Below are 20953 nucleotides of genomic sequence, written 5' to 3' on the forward strand. Positions count from 1 at the left end.
GCCAATATGGACGCGAGCTTCTGGCATCAAAAGTGGCAGAACAATGAAATCGCCTTCCACGAGGGAAGGGCCAATACACACCTGGTCAATTGTTTCGCGGACCTCTCACTACCGAAAGGCGGCCGTGTATTCGTCCCCCTGTGCGGAAAGACCCTGGATATCGCCTGGCTGCTTTCCGGGGGATACCGGGTTGCCGGCGCCGAATTGAGTGAAGTCGCGGTGCGGCAACTCTTTACCGATCTCGGGGTGACACCGGAAATATCGGCCGCGGGCGATTTGACCCTGTTCAGCGCAGAAGCTATCGACATCTTCGTCGGCGACATCTTCGACCTGTCCGGGGAGTTGCTCGGTCCCGTCGATGCAATCTATGATCGCGCCGCCCTGGTAGCCCTGCCAACAGAAATGCGCAGCCGCTATACAAAACACCTGATGGAGATTACGGCAGGGGCACCGCAGCTGCTGATCACCTTTGAATACGACCAAACGCAGATGGACGGCCCGCCCTTCTCCATCGGTAACGATGAGGTGAATCGTCACTATAGCGGCAACTACGACCTCGCTCTCGCCGGCAGCAGCGATGTGCCCGGTGGATTGAAAGGGAAGTGCGCAGCAACGGAAAAAGTCTGGCTGCTGAGGAAGGATTGAAGGCTTTGCAGGGTGTGTCGTGCGCACCATAACCGCCGGAATCCGCACCCATCATGGATGGTGCGCACGGCGCACCCTACGCCGGAAAGGGATTTCCCAATCTTCGACTAGCGGGGAAACACCAGCGCATACAAACGGGTGATGACGGACAGGGGAATACAGGTACTGATAACGATGATGCCCAGCAGACCGCGCATCAGATCACTACCCTCTTCGTTCTTCTCATCCCTGTCAGCCAGGTAGGCCTCGTAACAGTGGTCCGAGCCATCGATGGGCCTGAAGGTAAAATTGATGACCTTTTCCATCAGCTTCCAGTAGGGCCGGAAAGGCGTTTCAACCACCCGGGCGAAATAGCCGGTGCGTGCCGATATGGTCGCATCCGGGTTGCCGCCGGCGATGGCGTTGCCCAGCTGGTCAATTGCGATCAAGACGCCATAGATCCAACTCGTTTTCCCGCCCTTATCCTGCACTTCCATCCGGCATACCTTCGAAGAAATCCACCTTGCCGCTTTCCAGCGAGTACTCGGCGCCGACAATCAGCAGCTCGCCCTTGCCCACCAGCTGCTCCAGAATCTGAGAGCCGTGCCGCAGTTGGTTCGCGGATGCGCGGATATTGGCGCGTCCGGCCCGCGCTGCCAATGTCTTTGCATCTTCTTCTGAGACAGATTCCAGCAGTGGCTCCACCGATGGCCGAATGCGGTCGACGATCGAACGCAGGTTCGGCGAACGGTTTTCCTGGGGCCGCTCCAGCTCTGACAGGGTCGCCTGTATGGCACCGCAGTTGGAGTGACCCAGTACCACGACCAGCGGCGTACCGAAGCACTCGGCGGCAAACTCGATGCTGCCGATCTGCGACGGCGCCACCACATTGCCGGCCACGCGAATTACGAATAGATCCCCCAGACCCTGGTCGAAAACCAGTTCCGCCGGCACCCGCGAATCGGAGCAGCCGAGAATAATCGCAAAGGGCGCCTGGCCTTCCACCAGCTCCCGGCGTTTACTTTCATCCACGCCGGTGCTCAACTCCTGTTGACCCGCCACAAACCGGCGATTGCCCTCTTGCAGACGACGCAGTGCTTCTGCCGCAGATATCATTTCCACACCCCCATAGATGGTCGATAGGTAAATGAGGGCAAGGATAACGGATTTCCGCGCTGGATCGAAGGCAGTGCCGGCAGGGCACTGCGATAGCAGAAATGATGCGGGAAGGATGCGCTGGGCCGAAAAGCGGGTGTCCGGCAGGCAGGGCCCGCCGGTAGAATCCCGGGCTGGTCGAGCTTACTTCGACCAGCCCGTTGCGTGCATACCGTAAGTGGGTTCCAGTGCAAAGGGCGAGTAGGGCCCTGCGCACCAGTCGCCGGTATCCAGCTGGTAGCAGTGAACTCCCCGCTCGATACACTGCCCCAGGCCGGCCATGGGCATATCTTCCGCGAGGCAATGGCGCGGAAACGCCGGCATTTCCGCTATCGATACCGCACGGTGGGTGTAGACCTGGGGCGTACCGCGCAGGTCATCCCAGAAGCCGTCGAAACCGGCACAACCACTGAGCAGCACCGCCACCGCGAGCGCGGGGAGATGATTATTTTTCATAGACGATACACCGACGACCACCGGAAATTTCGAAACACTGGGCTGAGGCTGGGCAGATGGAACCCTCTGCCAGCTCTTCGGCATCGCCGGGACAACCGGAGTAGTTTGTCTTCTGGGCAGCCGGCTGCGCGGGTGCACGGTGCTCCGCCGGGGCCCGGTATTCGGCCGCCCGCGGTACCGGAGGGCTGTAGGGGTAGACCACGTTGTCACGGGTATCGGCGACGCCACAGCCGGCCAGAAGCAACAGTGTGAGAATCGAGGAAAGAAGTATCGCTCGTGTTGGCATAGGGATATTCCTCCGTAGGGTGCGCCACGCGCACCAAACAGTCTCTCGGTGCGCCAGTGGTCCAAGCGGAGCCTGCTAGTAAACCCGCATCACCGGGAAGAACCAGCAGGCGGAACCCACCTTGCCCATTTCCGCATCCACCGAGCAGTGCCGACTGGCAGAGGGCGGCAATTGTGAATTGGGCTGGTAATTACCGACTTCGACAAAGTCGGCCCTTCGGCTGGAGTCGTCGAGATTGAAAAAGAAGGGGTCATCCCTGTCGTTTTCCTCGATCGGGAGAAAAATGCAACCTTGCATTGCCAGTGCCGCCGCCACTGGTAGAGCGAATATCCCTATGCGCTTCATTTCCGAATACCTCTCGCTTTCAGAGTCGCGCCTGTACGTTATACATTTTGAGTTTAGCTGGCGGGGGATTCGGCTTGGGCGCAGGCGGGGAAATATGCGCGGAATTCGACGAGTGGTCGGTAGCGGTCCGGCCCATGGCCGCGATCAATGGTGGAAGCAATTCCGAACATCGATCGCGGCCATCGGCGGATGGCCGCCCCACCGCTCCTACAGAGACGTGTCTGGCGCCTGTTACAGCAGCAGTCGGCGCACGTCGCCGAGAACATTGACCAGGTAGGTCATAAAGCGTCCGGCGTCGCCGCCGTTGACCGCGCGGTGGTCGTAGGACAGCGCCAGGGGCAACATCTGCCGCGGCACGAACTCCTTACCATTCCACACCGGCTGTACCGACAGTTTGGATACGCCGAGGATACCCACTTCCGGCGCATTGACGATCGGCGTAAAGCCGGTGCCGCCGATGGCGCCGAGGCTGGAAATGGTGAAGCAGGCGCCCTGCATATCCCTGGGCTTCAGCTTGCCATCGCGGGCAGCGAGGGCCATTTCAGTGGCTTCTTCCGCCAACTCGTAGAGGCCCTTTTTGTCCACGTCGCGAATCACCGGCACCATCAGGCCCTTGGGTGTGTCCACCGCCATGCCGATATGCACATAGTCCTTGCGCACTATCTGCTCACCGTCATTGTGCAGTGACACATTGAAGCTGGGCTCGGCGCGCAGGGCCGCGGCGGCGGCCTTGAGCAGGAAGGGCACCGGCGTGAGTCTCACACCACGCTTTTCCGCCTCCGCCTTCATGGACTTGCGGAAATCCTCCAGTTCGGTGATGTCCGCATCGTCAAACTGGGTCACGTGGGGCACATTGAGCCAGTTGCGGGACATATTGGCCGCAGTGATCTTGTGGATCTTGCTCATCGGCTCCACGTTGACCGGGCCGAACTGGCTGAAATCGATCTCCGGCATCGGCGGCAGGCCGGCACCGACACCCACCGCGCCGCTCTCGGCCTTCTGCACCTGCTCCTTGATATAGGCGTGCAGGTCGTCCTTGGTGACGCGGTTGCGCGGGCCTGTGGCCTTGACCTTGTTCAGGGTTACGCCCAGTTCGCGCGCCAACTTGCGCACCGCGGGGCCGGCGTAGACTTCCGCGGAGACGGTCAGGTCGCGCTCCAGCTGATGGTCCCGTTTCGGGGCCGCCGATGGCGCCTGCGCTGCTGGTGCCGGAGCTGGCGCAGGAGCAGGTGCAGCAGGTTCCGGCGCCGCAGCGCCGCCCTCGGCCTGGGCCTTGATCACGCCGATCACGTCGCCGGTGGAGACCTTGTCGCCCTCTTTTACAGAGATGGACACTATGGTGCCCGCCGCCGGAGAGGGGACATCCATGGAGGCCTTGTCGCCCTCCACGACGATCAGGGAGTCGCCCTCCCCCACTTCGTCGCCGGCGGCTACGGTGATCTCGATCACGTCCACCGCATCGGCGCCGCCGAGATCGGGCACCTTGATTTCCTGCTCCACCGCTTCGCCTGCCGGCGCGGGCGCCGGTGCGGCCTCTTCCGCAACGGGGGCGGCTTCCGCAGCTGGCTCCTGCTTCGACTCTTCAGCGGCCTCTTCCGCGCTGTCAGCGGCGGCTTCACCCACCACCTCAATTTCGCCGATCACATCGCCTTCGGAGACCTTGTCCCCCTCCTTGACCGAGAGACTCAGGATCTTGCCGGCCATCGGCGCCGGCACATCCATGGAGGCCTTGTCGCCCTCCACCACAATCAGCGCATCCTCTTCCGCCACCGTGTCGCCCACGGCAACTGCAATTTCAATGACATCTACCTGATCGGCGCCGCCGAGATCAGGCACTTTAATGACTTGTTTTGCCATGTTGTTTGCCTTCTTTTTTCAGCGAGCCTTAAACCAGGCGCGGATTGACTTTTTCCGGATCAATATTCAGCTTCTTGATGGCTTCCGCCACCTCACTGAACTCGATCACGCCCTGCTTCGCCAGGCCGGTCAGGGCCGCGATGGTCACGTAGTTGCGGTTCACCTCGAAGAAACGACGCAGCTGCTCGCGGCTGTCGGAGCGGCCGAAGCCGTCGGTGCCGAGCGCAATCAGGTCACCGTCGATAAACTCGCGCAGGGGTTCGACGTAGGCACGGATATAGTCGGTGGAGATGACCACCGGCGTCTCGTTGCCCTCGAACTGCTCGCTGATCCAGGATTTGCGCGCATCCTCGGTGGGGTGCAGCATATTCCAGCGCGCCACGTCCTGGCCTTCGCGGGCCGCTTCGGTCGCGGAGGTCAGGTTCCACACGTCGGAGGTCACACCGAACTGGTCGGCGAGAATGTCCGCGGCGGCCAGCACTTCGCGCAGGATGGAACCGGCGCCCACCAGTTGTACATGCTTCTTGGCCGCCTTGCCCTTGCCTTTCTTGCGGGAGTTGCCATCCAGCTTGTAGATACCGCGGATGATGCCTTCCTCGACACCCTGTGGCATTTCCGGCTGCAGGTAGTTTTCGTTCTCGATGGTGACGTAGTAAAAGAGATTCTGCTGCTCTTCGTACATCTCCTTCAGGCCGTGGCGCATGATTACCGCCAGGTCATAGCCGTAGGCCGGGTCGTAGCTCTTGCAGTTGGGGATGGTGGCGGACAGCACGTGGCTGTGGCCGTCCTGGTGCTGCAGGCCCTCGCCGTTCAGCGTGGTGCGGCCGGCGGTGGCGCCCACCAGGAAGCCGCGCGCCTGCATGTCGCCCGCGGCCCAGGCCAGGTCGCCGATGCGCTGGAAGCCGAACATCGAGTAATAGATATAGAAAGGCACCATCGGCACGCCGTGGTTGCTGTAGGCAGTGGCCAGGGCCATCCATGCGGACATGGCGCCGGCCTCGTTGATGCCCTCTTCCAGCACCTGACCCTTCTTGTCTTCCTTGTAATACATGATCTGGCCGTGATCGACCGGGGTGTATTTCTGCCCCTGGGAGGAGTAGATACCCAACTGGCGGAACAGGCCTTCCATACCGAAGGTACGGGCTTCGTCCGGCACTATCGGCGCGACGTTCTTGCCCATCTTCTTGTCTTTCACCAGCACGGACAGTGCGCGCACGAAGGCCATGGTGGTGGAGATTTCGCGGTCGCCGGAGCCCTTGGTCAGGGCGCTGAAGGCGTCCAGCTCCGGGATTTCCAGCTTGGCCACTTCGGTACTGCGGGATGGTACCGGGCCACCCAGGGCCTTGCGGCGCTCGGCCATGTATTTCATTTCCGGGCTATCCGGCGCCGGGCGGTAATAGGGGATCTCCTCGATTTCCTTGTCGGTAATCGGGATGGCGAAGCGGTCGCGGAAGCGCTTCAGCGCTTCGACGTCCATCTTCTTGACGTTGTGGGTGTCCATGGCCGCTTCACCGGCGGCACCCAGGCCGTAACCTTTAACGGTCTGCGCCAGTATCACGGTGGGCTTGCCCTTGCTCGCCATGGCTTCGGCGTAGGCCGCATAGACCTTGTAGGGGTCGTGGCCGCCGCGGTTCAGCTTCATGATCTCATCGTCGGAGAGGTCCTTGACCATCTCCAGCAGCTCCGGGTACTTGCCGAAGAAGTGCTCGCGGGTATAGGCGCCGCCGTTGGCCTTGAAGTTCTGCATCTCGCCATCGACCACTTCGTCCATGACTTTCTGCAGCAGGCCCTTGTCGTCCTTCTCCAGCAGCGGGTCCCACAGGCGGCCCCACAGGACCTTGACCACATTCCAGCCGGCACCGCGGAAGACACCTTCCAGCTCCTGAACGATTTTACCGTTGCCGCGCACCGGGCCATCCAGGCGCTGCAGGTTACAGTTGACCACGAACACCAGGTTTTCCAGGTTCTCGCGACCCGCCATGGAGATGGCGCCCAGGGTTTCCGGCTCGTCACACTCGCCGTCGCCGAGGAAGGCCCACACCTTGCGATCGCCGCGCGGAGACAGGCCGCGGGCGGACAGGTAGCGCATGATGTGCGCCTGGTAGATGGCCTGGATCGGGCCCAGGCCCATGGATACGGTGGGGAACTGCCAGTAGTCCGGCATCAGCCAGGGGTGCGGATAGGAGGACAGGCCCTTGCCGTTCACTTCGCGGCGGAAGTTGTCCAACTGGTCCTCGTCGAAACGGCCCTCCAGGTAGGAGCGGGCGTAGATGCCCGGCGCACTGTGGCCCTGGAAGAAGATCAGGTCACCGCGCTCTTCCCCCTCGTTGCCGCGGAAGAAATAGTTGAAGCCCACATCGTACAGGGTCGCCGCGGAGGAGAAGCTGGCGATATGGCCGCCGAGGCTGTCGCTGTTGGAATTGGCGCGAACCACCATGGCCAGCGCATTCCAGCGGATCAGGGAGCGGATACGGCGCTCCATAAACAGGTCCCCGGGCATACGCTTTTCCGCCTCAGGCGGAATGGTGTTGCGGTAGGGGGTGGTGATGGCCGCGGGCAGCTGCACGCCAATGTTGGTGGCGCGGTCGGACAGCTGCTTCAGCAGGAAGGCAGCGCGCTCTTTGCCGCTGTAGCGGATCACCGCCTGCAGCGCGTCCAGCCACTCCTGCGTTTCCTGGATATCGGTTTCGTCTTGCATCAATTAATGCTCCTCGGCGAATTATGCGACGTCGAGTCGGTAGCGTCTTTAAGATTATTGACGGCTCGAAAGAGACTCCTTCCCCTTCGCCGTATCTAGTAATTTTTGCAATCGGGCAAAGTACAGCGCAGGCAGAAAATTGCTTCCTTTTTTCAGCAAAACCGCCAATTCACCACCATCGCTGGCGGAAATGCAAAGTTTGCGATTGCTCACTTCTGCGTGACGGAGAGGGGACCCGGCGCCTGGCTGCTGCCGTGTTTCAGTCATTTTGGCTGTGAATCTGCCCGGGGCGACCCGACCCTGTGTCGACGGTCATTTGGCCATCCCGAGCTTTTAAGCGGAGCGATTGTAGTATTACTACAAAACTTTTTCCAGATAGGATGATTAGTAACAATTAAAACCAATCTGCAAAACAATTATTTGCCAATACGCAATATAAACGGAAGATATTGCGGAGTATCGCGAAAATTGAATTACAAAATCGAGTCCAGAATTGGCACTTTGGTCACAAACATATCCACTCGGGCCAGTCACCGATATCCAGCGCACTGGGGCAGGAGGGCGAGCTTCGCTGGCGACAGTGTGACTCCCGTAACCGCTACCTGCACCATCCCTCCGCTATATCCCCAAGCATGGGAGTCGGATCTGGCGACGAATCTTTAGGGGCTGCACAGACCCCTCCAGGCTCTGGGAAGCTGGCCGCAAGGAGGCTCAGCCCAGACCGCACCGGCCGGCCAGATTTTCCGCTTCGCTTGGACGCATCCACCTCCTCAGGCTTTAGCTATCTTCAAACTGTTGTGCGCCAGGTCCCGCGACTACACCGAAGAATCGCTGCTAGATGGCGCCGGCGGCCCATTCCCCGCTTTTCCTACACACTATGGAACAAACAGCAGCTTGACTGCCGGAAGGCTCTGCTCTGTCGGGCCCCGCAAGCAGCGGAGGGGAACCAATTCCAACAGAGGACAAAATTCTTGTTAAATCTGCTCCGTTTTTTCTGCCTCGCTGTGGCAGGTGCCTTGCTGGCCGCCATCGCCCGGCCTGATGGGGCCGACGATTGGCCAGTGTCGACGAAACCACGAAGATCGCCGAAGCGGGCAATATCTACAGTAGGCCCACCCTAGGGCCCTTCAACTAAATCAAGAACGAGCACAAAGCCTTCACTTCAAAGGACACGGTCATCGTCACCCCCAACAGTGACATACCCAACTCCTTCGCCAAGCTCAACCTTTACGCCGAACCCATCGTTCTAACCGCACTCAGGATGGAAATGGGCCGCTATAACTAGGTACGGCATATGAACCGATCCAAGACCGAAACGCCTGCACTCCTCCCTGTCGGCAAAGGCATCTGGGAGCTGCCGGAGATCAAGTTAGCCGATTCGGGAAGAGACAAATGTCCGCCTTAATCAGTATTTGTCCCGAGAGCAACGGGTCGGCGTTCATCGACACCACCGCCATACTTTCTAGGAAACATTCATGAAATCAATAGCACCCTGCACAGTCGCCCTTGCGGTTCTCTTCACGGCCACAACTGCTTCGGCCAATTCCCCCAAATACAAGATGATCACGGAGACTCCGGCGTCGATCATGACGCCAGACAAGGTGGTGACCAACATCGGCACCCTTCAGTTCTTCGACGGCGTTCCCAACCAGCAGACAGTGCAAATCCTGTACGACAACCTGGACCGCATGCACGGCGTTGAAGCCTTTCTCGCCGGCCTGCCGGCCGCTTCCGCATACGCCCTTTACGAGGGACCGAAAACCATCGGTGCCGACAGCGCCAACAAAATCCAGATTTGGAAGCAGCTGATGGATTCCACCACCTTGGCGCTAACCGGCAATACATCGACCCTCTATGCGATCACTACACTGGACCTGAAGACTGACGGCCCCACCGTGATCGAACTGCCGTCGGGCATGCTCGGTGCACTAGATAGCGCTTGGTTCAAGTTCGTCGGCAACTTCGGTCCGGCCGGCCAGGACAAGGGCAAAGGCGGCAAATACCTGATACTGCCGCCCGGGTACACAGGCAAGGTGCCGGAAGGCCATTTCGTACTGAAATCCCCCACTTACCGCAACTGGGTACTGCTGCGCAGCTCTATCGCAAAAGGCCTGGAGCCCGCGGTGGCGAATATCGAGAAGAACCTGAAGATCTACCCGCTGGCAAAAGCCGGAAATCCAGCCGTTACCGAATTCATCAACGCCTCCGGCAAGTGGGCCAATTCCATCCCAGCCAATGATTTCAATTTTTTCGAGCTGTTGAACGCCGTGGTCCAGTACGAGCCCATCGACTCCTTGGACCCGATGACCCGCGGTCTCTATGCCTCCATCGGCATAATCAAGGACAAGCCATTCAAGCCGGACGAGCGCATGAAAAAGCTGCTGACCGAAGCCATCGCTATCGGCAACGCCACCGCCCGCGCGAATACCTTCTACCCGCGCAACGAAGGCAATTATATCTATGGGAAGGACAGTGGATGGCTGATGGGCTACGCGGATAAAAACACCACCTTTACCTACAACGGCGCCTACAACGTTCTGGCCGCAGCCTTCTTCCACTATAACGCTATCGGCGTCACCCCGGCGATGGCGGTCACCCGCGCAGGCGCCGGATCGGACTATGGCATCATTGGCACTGATTCCAGAAAGCGCGCACTGGATGGCTCAAAGACGTATCGCCTGAACCTGCCACCCAACGTGCCGGTTAAGGACTTCTGGGCTGTGACCCTCTACGACACCCAGACCCGCTCCCAGCTGCAGACCGATCAGCAGTTCCCCACCGTTGGCAGCCAGACAAAGGGTATGCATATAAATGCCGACGGTTCCTACGATATCTATTTCGCGCCCAATCCACCTCAAGGCAAGAAGGGCAACTGGCTGCAGACGATACCCGGCAAAAGCTGGTTCGCGATACTGCGCATGTACGGCCCGGAAGAGGCGTGGATCGACAAGACCTGGCGACCGGGAGAAATTGAGCCGCTAGAGTGATGCACCCCGGAACACCGCTTAGGGAACAAGTGGGCTGACTGTGCCGTCCCATCAATAGCAGTCCGTCCAACAATAGGAAGCTCGCAAGGGTCTACCTGACATACTGGTAGCGGCGAAATACAAGACGATGGATGACGGCGGCCGTACAAGTAAACCGAATTTTTCGGTTTACTTGTACGGGTGGAACAGAACAAAAAAAACCGCAGCTTTCGACGCGACAATTAAGAAGAGGCCCTGGAGCCAGCCCTGTGGAAGGGAAATTGGTTAGAAGTTGTAGTTGACGCCGGGATAGAAGTTTCCGAACCAAGGTTCGCATATACCAAGACCTTCGCTAATACCGATCAGGTAGACAAGCGGCGCCTTATCTTCGGCATCGTTCATGCCCCCGAAAACTTCCAGAGAGTCTTGAGACAAATAGCTAGAGCCCGGCCAAAAGATCGGGACTTTTTCCTTTGACTCCGAATGAAGTTCGTCTTCTGCCAGGTAATTGCCAGATACACGCCCTCGGTAGTTTTCCCGCCAAATTCGGGTTTATGGAAGCTGGGTAGCACCGACTTCCAGGTGATGTAATACCAGTGCGCTAAAATCGCGGCTCTACCTCGCCGAAACGACGGCAACAAGTCGCGGCAGCCGCCAATTGTGCGGTGTCTGTCGAAAGACGCACTTACACTGGAGACTGTGCCCGCCAATACACGACCCGATTCAGGCTCGGCGAATTACCAGCGAGGTAAATCGAATGTACTTCTGGCTTCTTGGACTCCTGCTGATGGTGCCGGTGCTGGCCACTGCTCAGAGCGGCGAGGATCTCGCAAAGAAACTCGCCAATCCCATTGCCAGCCTGATCAGCGTGCCCTTCCAGGGCAACTGGGACTATGATGTAGGGCCGGTAGAAGGCGGCGAGCGCTTCACACTGAATATCCAACCGGTCATTCCCATTTCGATCAACGACAACTGGAACCTGATCAGCCGCACCATACTGCCGGTGATCAACCAGCGCAGTATCTTCCCGGGCAGCGGCACCCAGACTGGCCTCGGCGCCACCACCCAGAGTCTATTCTTCTCGCCGAAGGAACCCACCGCGAACGGTATTACCTGGGGTGCCGGGCCGGTGTTCCTGCTGCCGACCACCACCGACGATCTGCTCGGCACGGAAAAGTGGGGGGCGGGGCCCACCGCTGTGGCGCTCAAGCAGCAGGGTCACTGGACCTATGGCGCCCTGGTCAACCAGATATGGTCCTTCGCCGGGCCCGACAGCGATCCGGACGTCAACCAGGCGTTCATACAACCCTTCTTCTCCTACACCACGCCGACGGCCTGGACCTTTACCTTCACTTCCGAGTCCACCTATGACTGGGATGCAGAACAGTGGACGGTGCCACTGGACTTCCTCGTCGCCAAGGTTTTCAAGATCGGCCAACAGCACGCCCAGCTGCAACTGGGCCCGCGCTACTTTGCCGACAGCCCGCCCCTGGGACCGCACAAATGGGGATTCCGCATCAATTTTGTATTGATGTATCCCAAGTAAAAAAACCTGACAAACAGATACTGTCAATATTCTGCGATGGCGCCCCCTGTTTCGACATCATACTCTTCCGCAACACTGACCAGATTCTCCATAGTAGCCAATGAAATTGGCAGCCTTCGACCAGTTGCATGCTTTTAATCCCGACGGCGTACAAGAAGGACTGGGGCAACTGGCCTCTGTCGCCGCGGTGCTTACCGCCACAGCACTGGCGCGACACATCAAGTTGCTGGCGCCTATCAATCGCTATGCACTAACCTCCAGCGCCTACGGCATCGGATGCCTCGCCGCTTTCTGGTTTTGCGAGCGAATAGTGCAGATACTTTGAATTACAGTTCGCGAAACGGACACGGATGTCCCATGAACAATTCCCGCCGCTTGTTCGGCATCTCTACTATCGTCCTGGCGGCGACCAGTGCTGCGCCATCCCTGGCGGCCGAGTGGTCCGCCACCGAGGCGCAGCTGCAGTACGGCCGACTGGACAATCCCTTTAGCGGCACCTCTACTGACACCACCATTCTCACCCTGCAGCACGCCAGCGGCTGGAAATACGGCGACAATTTTTTCTTTGTCGACTTCATCAATGATGGTGAGCGCGACGGCTTTAACGATACCGACGTCTACGCTGAGTGGTATCCGAGTTTCAGCCTGGGGAAAATTACCGGCTGCGACTTGAGCTTCGGCCCCGTAGAGGACCTGGGGCTGGTGGCCGGCTTCAACTACTCCGCCGACGCCAATGTGGAGAAGTTTCTGCCCGGCCTCCACGTCGTCTGGGCCATTCCCGGAGACGCCTTCCTGAACACCGAAATCACCGGCTACCAGGATATCGGCCATGGCGACGGCGCGCCGAAAGAAGGCGATAGCTATATGATCGATTTCAACGGCGCCTTCCCCTTCAGCATCGGCGAGCAGGATTTCAGCATCGAGGGTCACATTGAATATATCCACAACCGCACCAGCGAGTTCGGCAATGTGAAGAACTGGGTATTCGCCCAGCCCCAGTTCCGCTGGGATATGGGCAAGACGCTGTTCAAGAGTCCCAAGCAGTTGTTTATCGGTATCGAGTACCAATACTGGCGCAACAAGCTGGGCACGGATGTCGACGAAAGTGCCGTGCAGGCTCTAGTGGTCTGGCGCTTCTAGGAAAACCCGAACTATCATCCGGCGGTCGCCGCAGCGATTCAAAAATTCACAGACGCAGCTGGCTGCCCACCGCTTGGTATCGTCCCAGGAAACTCAGCTTGCCTTAAGTGGGCTTTGGCCGATCCAACGAACACGTAGAATTGCACTGAAATTTCCTTGTTGGGGCAACCTTTCACCAACAAGACCAGAGGGACTGGTCACGTTTGTGGAAAGGACCAGAAATTCTCAGGGAGAAATGGCTCTACGCCTACCTCCCAGCTCCAGTTGAGCAACCCAACTCATCAGTCCAATAGCACTGCCGGCCAGGGCGCCCAGCAGATGACTGGACACGGCCACTTCCGCCTCGATCAGCTCGGCGGTCGCGGCGCTGGGACCGGCAAACAACTCCCAGGCCACTTTGCCCCAGCAACCCGCCAGCAGCAGCGCCCCCGAAAGGCGGCGCTGGGCCATATCGCGACAGGCGCCCCAGCAGAAGAGCCCGTGCAGAACGCCCGAAAGCCCCCCGTAAAGCGCCACATCCGGAAACCAGGCCCACAGTCCCAGGCTGATGACCAGGGACAGCAGCGCGACCAGCCCGAGATAGACGGGCACCCGGTAGAACTGGCCGTGCAGCAGCCAGAGTGCCGCCACGGCACCGCCGTTCAGCAACAGGTGCATAGCGTTAGTATGCACCAGGTGGCCGCTCAGCAGCCGCCACCACTGGCCTTCGCCCAGGGCAGCGCGATCGAAGAAAACCCAGTCCTGGGACCCGGTGTAGAACAACTGCAACAGCGCACTGGCAATCAGCAGTAACAGTGGACCCCGGATACCGCACAGGAAGGTTATTTCTTTCCGGATTTCCACCATCTTACTGATTACAGCTGTTCGGGCTTTTGCAGAAATGAGGGAGAACTATCAGTGAAAACAGCGCAGCTGGCAACCGCTGCCGCACTCAAAAAGAGGTCGTCAGACCGACACCGGAGAAAGTGGCATTCTCGTATTGGCCGGCAAATTCCCGCGAGCGCCGCGCGTGGTAGAGGGTCCAGCGGTAACGGCCGGTGGCGAAGGCGGCACCGAAGCGCCACTCCGTCACCCGGGGCTCCTTTTCCACACTGTGGCTTTCCTTGAGGCTGTTGCCATCCAGGAAAATATCCCGGCGCACAAAGCGCAGCTGCCAGTCCGCAAACAGGAACCAGCCGGCATCGCCCGACCGCACACTGTATTCCGGTGCCAGCGTCGCGGGTTGCATGGCACCGACTCCAAAACTGGAATACAGATCGCCCCCCAGGCGCAGGCCGAGACCGGAAACCAGCTGGGTGTTCACATTGCCCAGGCTGCCACCCAGGGTGGTGGACATTTCCCAGTCGAGCCCCGAACTGCCCAGGGGGCGGATATGCGCCCACTTGCGGGCATAACTCACCAGCAGCGCAGGCTCGTCACGCAACTGGTTGTGCCAGCCATTGACGTCATAGGTGTCGAACAGCCGGTGTGTCCAGCGCTGCGCCTCTTCCGCCGCCGACGAGGGGCCGACGACACCGGCGCTCACTTCCAGGCGCTCGGCAATTTGCACGCGGCTTTCCGGCACCAGGTGCTCCGACAGCAGCGCCGCGCCCAGGTAGAGCCAGCCGGCGTAGGGGCGGTCTTCTTCCAACAGCTCCGTTCTGCCGATTTCGTAGGGCGTGAATATGGCCTGGCCGAGAAAGTAGCGCGGCCGGATTTCCCGCGGCTGGTATTGAGAAGGCAATAATTTTTTCGGCCACGACACCGCCGTGCCCGGTGCGTAAGTCAGCCGCAGACCCTGGGTGTAGTAGGCATCGCTGGCACCATCGAAGGAGTCGTTTTCCAGGTTCACGGCGAGGGAGCCCGCGCAGGCCGGCAGAAGACAGCCACCGGTCCAGAAAAGCAGGCCAGCGAGCAGTCGCGAAATTCCATTTCGTACTTTCAGTTTCACCCAGCGAGCTTAGCCAAACGGTACGATGGTGCCGCAAAATTGCGTGAACAGCTGCGCCATTTCAACCGCAACCGAGGCTACAACTGCACCGTTTCACTGACACCGAGATATTCGGCATAGACCAGGTAACGCAGCGGGCCACCGGCATCTATCGCGTCGAAGGGGTAACAGGTCACCAGCAGCAAACCGGGCACGGCAAAGATCGGCAGCTGTTCGCGTCCGCTGTCCACCACGCGCGTTTCGCTGACCCTGTAACTGTGCCAGCGGCCGCGGCTGTCCTGCAGCTGTATCGGTGCACCGGGTTCGAGTTCTCCCAGGTCGCCGAAATGGGTATCGCGATGGGCCGCGATCACCGTGGTGCGCGGCTGGCCCGGCGCCCCGGAAGTCTCGAGCAGACCCGGTCCGAAAGCCAGCGCCTGGCCGCTGCCGCCGGCCAGGACTATCAGCGGCTCCTGCCGATACAGCTGCAGCTTGGCGACGGGCCAGGTATCCGCCCAGGGCCAGGGTTTCACTTCGCTGCCACTCTGCAACTGCTCCGCCCAGGCGTCGCTGATCAACACCTGGGCCAGCTCCGCCTTGGCCAACAGCCAGGCGGCGCCGCCCAGCTGCCAGAGGCCGGCCGACAGGCAGGCGGCGAAGAGCAGGGTGCGCCACATCAGCGAGTCCTCACTGGGCTAGCGACCAGGCCGCGCTCGACGGCTCCGCGCGCGCAACGCCCCGTCGTTGTGGGCCGGGGCAGCATTTTTCTCAACAGATCGCGCAGGTGCCGCAGCATTTTCCCCCTTGCCAGGCGGCCGCGGCGCAGCAGCCCGGCCAGGCTGAGCAGACCCGCGGCGGTCAGCAACTGGGTGTAGAGACCGGCCGCGGTACGGGGGTAGGTCTGGCGCTGCAGTACCTGGCCGCGGGCCACCGCGTTGGGAACGGGGCTTTTGGAAAGCCTTTCCCCCTCGGGGCGCACCACTTTTTCCTCCACAGCGACAAAACTGGTGTAAGGGCTCGCCAACTGGTGATCCAGCGCCAGCTGCAGTATCTGCCCGCGCAGCGTTTTGCCGGCGTCACTCTGCTCGCCGGACTGCAACTGCTGGTCGCGCAGCGCCTCAATCTTGGCGCGCGCCCAGAGGCTGCCGATACCGGCGCCTTGATCGGCGTCGCTCTCTTTCAGCGCCAGCTTGTGCACAAACTGCTGTCCCGCCAGGCGCCCGCGCAGCTGCACTTCGCCGGCGAGCACACCGCCCTGGATTTTCGCCACCAGCTGCAGCGGTTCGCCGCGATAGAGATCGGGGACTCTTTTCGGGTAGGCGTCGACCAGCAGCTCCTGTGGCCACTGCAATTGGAGGTCTGTCGCCAGTGGGTTTTCCAGCTTGGTAAATAATGTCTGCATGCGCTCCTGCACCTCGCCCAGGTCGCCAATGGTGACAGTGGAGCCGCGACCGAATTGCGCCGCCTTGCGCATAAAGTGATTGTTCGGCGCCGAGCCGATACCGACGGTAAACAGGCGCGCGTCGCGCAGCGACTGTTGGATCAGTTCGAAGAGCGCACGCTCGTTGCCCACTGCGCCGTCGGTGATAAACACCACCTGGTGCACCAGGGCATCGGAACCGGGCATCTGCTGGCTCAGCGCCAGGCGCAGCGCCGGTGCCATTTCGGTGCCGCCAGTCGCCTGCAGCCCCTCCACCCGGCTGCGGGCCTGCTGGATATTGGCGCTATTCGCCGCAACCGGGCGCGGGAAAAAGGCGCGGGTGTCACTGTTGAATTCGATTACGTTAAAGCGGTCATTGGGTTGCAGGCGCGACAATGCCAGCTGCAGGCTCTCCTTGGCCTGGCGAATGGAATTGCCGCTCATGGAACCGGAAGTGTCGATCACGTAGACCACTTCCCGCGGCAGGCGCCGCACAATGTCCCCTGCGTCGGGCGGCAGCAGTAACAGCTGCAGATAGGTGCCTTCGCGCCCACCCCCTTCTGCGGTAATTTTTCTGCTCTCGGTAAACAGCGCCGCGCGTGGCATCGACGAGGAACGCGGGCGCCAGTGCAGGGCGAAGTCCCTGTCCATTACCGCTTCGCCGTCGCGCAGCCTGATCGAGTAGCGACCATCCGCCCGCTTCGCAATATCGATATCGTGATAGGGACTGGTGATATCCGCCAGCGGCAGCCCGCCATCGAGCTCCACCTCGATGGAAATTTTGTGGCTGCCGATTGCGGTCAGCTCGGCGGCTGGTTGCATGGTGGGTGCGATATTGTGCGCGTCCGGCACCTGGTCGGTGGGCAGCGCCCAGCCGCTGCTGTCGGTAACCAGCTCTGTATCTGCAAGCACCTCACCGGGAATATAGCGCGGCGTCAGTGTCGTCGGCAGGCGCAGGCTGAAGGTACCGGTATCATAGTGCACCGGCTGCAGGTAGCGGATCTGTACATGGACGGTTTCGCCGGGGGCTATATTTGCCACCTTGTTGGTAAACAGGTTGGGACGCTGCTGCTCCAGCAGCGCTGCTCTTTTGCCTGCGGCACGGGCGGCCCTGTATATTTTTGCCGCCTCCTCGCGCTCGCGCACTTTGCCGACGATACGGCGCTCGCCAACCTGGATTTCCAGTCCATTGACGGCGGCGTCTTCCGGCAGGGGCAGCACATACACCGCCTCCTGCCAGTCGCCGCTGCGGTTGGCAAACTCCTGCTGCAACAGCACCTCCGCCACCAGGCCGCGCACCGATATGCGCGCACGGCTGGCCAGATGCACGGCCGGAACATAACCGCCCTGCTGCGCGCCACTAAACAGCAGGTCGCCACTTTCTATTTCATTCAGGGTTACGCCCTGCCCTGCGCGCGCCGCCCCTGCCCCCAGGGCGGCAACGAATACCGCTACTGCGGTGACGATAAACAGCAGCCAGCGACCGCGCCGGCTGCCGCGATAGCGACGGCGGTAGTATTCCTCGGTCGGCAGTACCACGAGTTCGCGCGGAATGCGCTGGCCGGAAAAAATTGCCCTGTGCACCTGTATCCCTCCATTTCTGTTTCTTTCTGCAGGGAATTAAAAAGGGGCAATTCGGCGAAAGAGGGATTGGAATCAGGCAAAAATGAGGGGGAATTGTGGCGAATCCTGGCGGCGGCCGCAGAAACAGAAAAACCGGCACTTGCGCCGGTTTTTATGAAAGCATCGAGCGATCAAACCATTAGTCGATCAAACCATAACCCTTGCGCAACACATCGATCAGCTCCGCCTTGGGGTTGTCGGAGATCTCCAGCTTCCTGCCGGTGATCTTCTCGGCAATACCGACATAGGTGGCGGAAATATCCATCAACATCGATTCCGGCAACTCATTGTCGCGGGCCAGGGCCTGGCGCTCTTCCATACGGTCCTTGTTCAGCAGGATATCCGGGTCCGGGAAATACTGCAGCAACGCCTGGCGGAATCCCTCTTTGGAGTTTTCCACCACCCTGCCGGCGCGGTACTGCTCGCCGTCCCAGATGCGGGAGGAGTCAGGTGTACCCACCTCGTCCATATAGATCAGCTTCTCCTCGCCATCGACGCCGGTGACATAGCCGAACTCGAACTTGGTGTCGACGAAGATCTGGTCGAGTTTTTCCAGCGCCGCGGAGATCACATCGAAACCCTCCTTGAGCAGCTGCTCATACCGGTCGATATCCCCCTCGGAGCGGAAGTTGAAGGCCTCGAAGTTGTCTTTGATATTTTTGCGGGTGATGTTTACATCGTCCGCTTCCGGCACACCCGGAACCCCCTTGAGGATACCCTTGGTGGATGGGGTGATCAGCAGTTCCGGCAGTTTCTGGTCCTTGTGCAGGCCATCGGTCATCTCGATGCCGCAGAAGTCGCGCTCGCCCTTTTGGTAGGAGCGCCACATGGAGCCGGTGATGTACTGCCGGGCGATGGCCTCGATCATTACCGGGCGTGCCTTCTGCACTATCCACACCAGCGGGTGCGGAATGTCGAGGATATGGCTGTCCGCCAGGCCCTTGTCCTTGAACAACTGGAACCAGTGGTTGGAGATGGCATTCAGCGCCGCGCCCTTGCCGGGCACCCCGCGCATGCCGCCCTCGCCTTTCCAGATGCAGTCGAAGGCGGAGATGCGGTCGGAGATGACCATGACTGCCAGGGGCGTGCCCGGTGCCACCGGGTAGCCCTTCTCCTCGATCAGGCGGCGACTGTCGGCCTCCGTCAGCCAGTAGACGGAGCGGACCTTGCCGCTGTGGATGGGCTTGTCGGTACGGATCGGCAAGTCGTCGTTGACCGCCAGTACTTTGTCGGCGAGGCTCATGGGATTTCCTATTGGTAAGTCACCGGGAAGAAGGCGCGGGATTTTAGCAAAAAAGCGCGGCGGCGCAGACAGGGGCCGCGCCGCCATGGCGCCTACTCAGAGGCATCCCCGAGCGCCTCGCGGGCCTGCCACTCCGCCTGGTGGTCGGCGGTGGGCCAGGCGTTCATGATCGCCTTCAACAGCGTCGCCAGCGGGATCGCAAAGAAGACACCCCAGAACCCCCAGATTCCGCCGAAGAAGAGCACCGCCAGGATAATGGCCACCGGGTGCAGGTTGACCGCCTCGGAAAACAGCAGCGGAACCAGCACATTGCCGTCCAGCAACTGGATGATGCCGTAGGCCAATATCAAGTATAAAAACTCGCTGCTCCAGCCCCACTGGAACAGGCCTATGGCGGCCACCGGGATGGTCACCACCGCGGCGCCGATATAGGGAATCAGCACGCTGAGGCCCACCGCCACCGCCAGCAGCAGCGCGTAGTTGACCCCCAGGAGCAGGAAGGCGGCGTAGCTGACTGCCGCCACTATAGCGATCTCGATCACCTTGCCGCGCACATAGTTGGCCACCTGGTCGTTCATCTCGTGCCAGATCTGCCGCAGCATGGGTCTCTGGTTCGGCAGGAAGGAGGCGCACCAGTTGATCAGCTTGTCGGAGTCCTTGAGGAAGAAGAACACCAGGATCGGCACCACCACCGCGTAGATCAGGATTCCGGCCAGGATCGGCAGGTTGGTCAGGGAGAAGGTCAGCAGTGTCTGGGTCACCGTGCCCAATTCGCTGCCGAGGGTATTGAAGATGTCATCTATCTGTTGCGCCGTGACGAGGCGCGGATAGCGCTCCGGCAACAGCAGCAGCAGGCCCTGCCCCTTGTCGATCATATTCGGCAGCTCGGCGAACAGGCGCACCAGCTGGCGCCAGATGATCGGCAGTATCACCAGGAACAATGCCACTATGGTGCCCACCAGTACCAGGCAGGCCAGGCTCACCGCCAGCCAGTGGGGCACCTTCCACGACTTGAGCCGCTGCACCATGCCCTGCATCAGGAAGGCGATGATCAACGCTGCCACCACTGGCGCCAGCACCTGGCCCAGGGTGGCCAGCACCAGCAGTGCCGCCAGCAGCAGCAGTACCAGCAATACAACCTCTTCCTGGCTGAAATAGCGGTTCACCCACCCTTTGACGATCTCGAGCATAGATTCCCTGTTCTCTCTCATTGGCCGGCGCGCAGCCAGTATTGGAAACAATCTCCGCACCGCTCGGCGCGCAACAGCGGATTGCCGCTCAGCTCGGCATAGCTGTGGAAATCGCGCCAGGAACCCGCATCTGTGGCCAGTACGCGCAGCAGGGTGCCGGCGGCATGCGCGCTGCGGGCGCGGCGCATGGCCAGCAGCGGCTGCGGGCAGGACAGACCGCGTGCGTCCACGGTCACCGCCGCATCCCAGTCCGGGGCCCTATTCGAGTCGCTATCGGTGGCGGGTACTGTCATGGCTGCATCGGTCAGAAATTGCTGATTGCGGCGGATTATAGCGCGGATACTGCGCCAGAATCCGCGCCGTCACAATGGCCGCGACGCAGTCGCCCGATTTTTGGCGGAGGGGTCACAGTTCGCGAAAGCGAGAACCTTTCGCCCGCCGTCTGGTCAAATCCTCGACAGTCCGGCGGGGTTGCGTATAGAGTTGGACTAATGA

At 60.4% G+C, this 20953-nt stretch carries 20 protein-coding genes; 6 read left to right on the top strand and 14 right to left on the bottom strand.

Annotated features, from left to right (window positions below; all coding sequences use genetic code 11):
• Nucleotides 1-6: 6 nt before the first annotated feature.
• Nucleotides 7-645: a thiopurine S-methyltransferase gene (gene tmpT / locus IG627_RS07070; RefSeq protein ID WP_193191623.1), complete on the top strand. Its 639-nt coding sequence runs from the start codon at nt 7-9 to the stop codon at nt 643-645.
• 107 nt (nt 646-752) lie between these two features.
• On the opposite strand, the gene IG627_RS07075 is transcribed toward tmpT, so the two are convergent.
• The 7 genes from IG627_RS07075 to aceE all read right to left on the bottom strand — a co-directional run bounded on the left by IG627_RS07075 (nt 753) and on the right by aceE (nt 7421).
• On the bottom strand, nt 753-1073 hold the full coding sequence (locus IG627_RS07075; RefSeq protein WP_226864807.1) for a hypothetical protein: 321 nt from the start codon (nt 1071-1073) through the stop codon (nt 753-755).
• A 31-nt stretch (nt 1074-1104) separates the two neighbouring features.
• Entirely contained in the window at nt 1105-1740 is a 636-nt protein-coding gene (locus IG627_RS07080; protein ID WP_193191627.1) for a carbonic anhydrase, read from the bottom strand.
• Nucleotides 1741-1923: 183 nt separating this feature from the next.
• The gene (locus IG627_RS07085) at nt 1924-2235 is read right to left on the bottom strand and encodes a hypothetical protein (protein WP_193191629.1); all 312 of its coding nucleotides are present in this window, start codon (nt 2233-2235) and stop codon (nt 1924-1926) included.
• Nucleotides 2225-2521, bottom strand: a complete 297-nt coding sequence (locus IG627_RS07090; protein WP_193191631.1) for a hypothetical protein — start codon at nt 2519-2521, stop codon at nt 2225-2227. The genes IG627_RS07085 and IG627_RS07090 overlap by 11 nt, the downstream gene beginning before the upstream one ends.
• Nucleotides 2522-2596: 75 nt before the next feature.
• Nucleotides 2597-2866, bottom strand: coding sequence for a hypothetical protein (locus tag IG627_RS07095; RefSeq protein WP_226864808.1), 270 nt, complete (start codon nt 2864-2866; stop codon nt 2597-2599).
• A 231-nt stretch (nt 2867-3097) separates the two neighbouring features.
• Nucleotides 3098-4723 (bottom strand): dihydrolipoyllysine-residue acetyltransferase, encoded by a 1626-nt coding sequence (gene aceF / locus IG627_RS07100; RefSeq protein WP_193191635.1) that lies wholly within the window; start codon nt 4721-4723, stop codon nt 3098-3100.
• 28 nt (nt 4724-4751) lie between these two features.
• Nucleotides 4752-7421, bottom strand: coding sequence for a pyruvate dehydrogenase (acetyl-transferring), homodimeric type (aceE, locus tag IG627_RS07105; RefSeq protein ID WP_193191637.1), 2670 nt, complete (start codon nt 7419-7421; stop codon nt 4752-4754).
• Nucleotides 7422-8556: 1135 nt separating this feature from the next.
• On the opposite strand from aceE, the gene IG627_RS21255 reads away from it, so the two are divergent.
• The 5 genes from IG627_RS21255 to IG627_RS07130 all read left to right on the top strand — a co-directional run bounded on the left by IG627_RS21255 (nt 8557) and on the right by IG627_RS07130 (nt 13073).
• Entirely contained in the window at nt 8557-8706 is a 150-nt protein-coding gene (locus IG627_RS21255; RefSeq protein WP_377483601.1) for a DUF1254 domain-containing protein, read from the top strand.
• Between the two features lie 190 nt (nt 8707-8896).
• Nucleotides 8897-10408, top strand: coding sequence for a DUF1254 domain-containing protein (locus IG627_RS07115; protein WP_193191638.1), 1512 nt, complete (start codon nt 8897-8899; stop codon nt 10406-10408).
• A gap of 736 nt (nt 10409-11144) precedes the next feature.
• Nucleotides 11145-11933 carry a transporter gene (locus IG627_RS07120; RefSeq protein ID WP_226864809.1) on the top strand — a complete coding sequence of 263 codons (789 nt, stop codon included), beginning with the start codon at nt 11145-11147 and terminating at the stop codon, nt 11931-11933.
• 100 nt (nt 11934-12033) lie between these two features.
• Nucleotides 12034-12258 (top strand): hypothetical protein, encoded by a 225-nt coding sequence (locus tag IG627_RS07125; RefSeq protein ID WP_193191640.1) that lies wholly within the window; start codon nt 12034-12036, stop codon nt 12256-12258.
• Between the two features lie 32 nt (nt 12259-12290).
• Nucleotides 12291-13073, top strand: coding sequence for an outer membrane protein OmpK (locus IG627_RS07130; protein WP_193191642.1), 783 nt, complete (start codon nt 12291-12293; stop codon nt 13071-13073).
• Nucleotides 13074-13298: 225 nt separating this feature from the next.
• Here the strand turns inward: IG627_RS07130 and rrtA are convergent, their stop codons facing one another.
• The 7 genes from rrtA to IG627_RS07165 all read right to left on the bottom strand — a co-directional run bounded on the left by rrtA (nt 13299) and on the right by IG627_RS07165 (nt 20751).
• On the bottom strand, nt 13299-13919 hold the full coding sequence (gene rrtA / locus IG627_RS07135; RefSeq protein ID WP_193191644.1) for a rhombosortase: 621 nt from the start codon (nt 13917-13919) through the stop codon (nt 13299-13301).
• Nucleotides 13920-14004: 85 nt separating this feature from the next.
• The gene (locus tag IG627_RS07140; RefSeq protein ID WP_193191646.1) at nt 14005-15003 is read right to left on the bottom strand and encodes a lipid A deacylase LpxR family protein; all 999 of its coding nucleotides are present in this window, start codon (nt 15001-15003) and stop codon (nt 14005-14007) included.
• A gap of 77 nt (nt 15004-15080) precedes the next feature.
• Nucleotides 15081-15659 carry a class GN sortase gene (locus IG627_RS07145; protein ID WP_193191648.1) on the bottom strand — a complete coding sequence of 193 codons (579 nt, stop codon included), beginning with the start codon at nt 15657-15659 and terminating at the stop codon, nt 15081-15083.
• On the bottom strand, nt 15659-17986 hold the full coding sequence (locus IG627_RS07150; RefSeq protein ID WP_319024519.1) for a marine proteobacterial sortase target protein: 2328 nt from the start codon (nt 17984-17986) through the stop codon (nt 15659-15661). The genes IG627_RS07145 and IG627_RS07150 overlap by 1 nt, the downstream gene beginning before the upstream one ends.
• A gap of 178 nt (nt 17987-18164) precedes the next feature.
• A complete protein-coding gene (locus IG627_RS07155) occupies nt 18165-19268 on the bottom strand; it encodes a phosphoribosylaminoimidazolesuccinocarboxamide synthase (RefSeq protein WP_193191650.1) in 1104 nt (367 codons plus the stop codon).
• A gap of 92 nt (nt 19269-19360) precedes the next feature.
• The gene (locus tag IG627_RS07160) at nt 19361-20458 is read right to left on the bottom strand and encodes an AI-2E family transporter (RefSeq protein WP_193191652.1); all 1098 of its coding nucleotides are present in this window, start codon (nt 20456-20458) and stop codon (nt 19361-19363) included.
• 17 nt (nt 20459-20475) lie between these two features.
• Nucleotides 20476-20751 carry a sulfurtransferase TusA family protein gene (locus tag IG627_RS07165; protein WP_193191654.1) on the bottom strand — a complete coding sequence of 92 codons (276 nt, stop codon included), beginning with the start codon at nt 20749-20751 and terminating at the stop codon, nt 20476-20478.
• Nucleotides 20752-20953 lie beyond the last annotated feature (202 nt).

It is taken from the genome of Microbulbifer taiwanensis, assembly GCF_014904815.1.
Lineage (GTDB): Bacteria > Pseudomonadota > Gammaproteobacteria > Pseudomonadales > Cellvibrionaceae > Microbulbifer > Microbulbifer taiwanensis.

Bases quoted from the DNA above. Each gene is read 5' to 3' on its own strand.
- tmpT (WP_193191623.1), top strand. From the start codon at position 7: ATGGACGCGAGCTTCTGGCATCAAAAGTGGCAGAACAATGAAATCGCC.
- IG627_RS07165 (WP_193191654.1), bottom strand. From the start codon at position 20,751: ATGACAGTACCCGCCACCGATAGCGACTCGAATAGGGCCCCGGACTGG.
- IG627_RS07120 (WP_226864809.1), top strand. From the start codon at position 11,145: ATGTACTTCTGGCTTCTTGGACTCCTGCTGATGGTGCCGGTGCTGGCC.
- aceF (WP_193191635.1), bottom strand. From the start codon at position 4,723: ATGGCAAAACAAGTCATTAAAGTGCCTGATCTCGGCGGCGCCGATCAG.
- IG627_RS07095 (WP_226864808.1), bottom strand. From the start codon at position 2,866: ATGAAGCGCATAGGGATATTCGCTCTACCAGTGGCGGCGGCACTGGCA.
- IG627_RS07090 (WP_193191631.1), bottom strand. From the start codon at position 2,521: ATGCCAACACGAGCGATACTTCTTTCCTCGATTCTCACACTGTTGCTT.
- IG627_RS07130 (WP_193191642.1), top strand. From the start codon at position 12,291: ATGAACAATTCCCGCCGCTTGTTCGGCATCTCTACTATCGTCCTGGCG.
- IG627_RS07155 (WP_193191650.1), bottom strand. From the start codon at position 19,268: ATGAGCCTCGCCGACAAAGTACTGGCGGTCAACGACGACTTGCCGATC.
- IG627_RS07145 (WP_193191648.1), bottom strand. From the start codon at position 15,659: ATGTGGCGCACCCTGCTCTTCGCCGCCTGCCTGTCGGCCGGCCTCTGG.
- aceE (WP_193191637.1), bottom strand. From the start codon at position 7,421: ATGCAAGACGAAACCGATATCCAGGAAACGCAGGAGTGGCTGGACGCG.
- IG627_RS07115 (WP_193191638.1), top strand. From the start codon at position 8,897: ATGAAATCAATAGCACCCTGCACAGTCGCCCTTGCGGTTCTCTTCACG.
- IG627_RS07085 (WP_193191629.1), bottom strand. From the start codon at position 2,235: ATGAAAAATAATCATCTCCCCGCGCTCGCGGTGGCGGTGCTGCTCAGT.
- IG627_RS07160 (WP_193191652.1), bottom strand. From the start codon at position 20,458: ATGCTCGAGATCGTCAAAGGGTGGGTGAACCGCTATTTCAGCCAGGAA.
- rrtA (WP_193191644.1), bottom strand. From the start codon at position 13,919: ATGGTGGAAATCCGGAAAGAAATAACCTTCCTGTGCGGTATCCGGGGT.
- IG627_RS07125 (WP_193191640.1), top strand. From the start codon at position 12,034: ATGAAATTGGCAGCCTTCGACCAGTTGCATGCTTTTAATCCCGACGGC.
- IG627_RS07080 (WP_193191627.1), bottom strand. From the start codon at position 1,740: ATGATATCTGCGGCAGAAGCACTGCGTCGTCTGCAAGAGGGCAATCGC.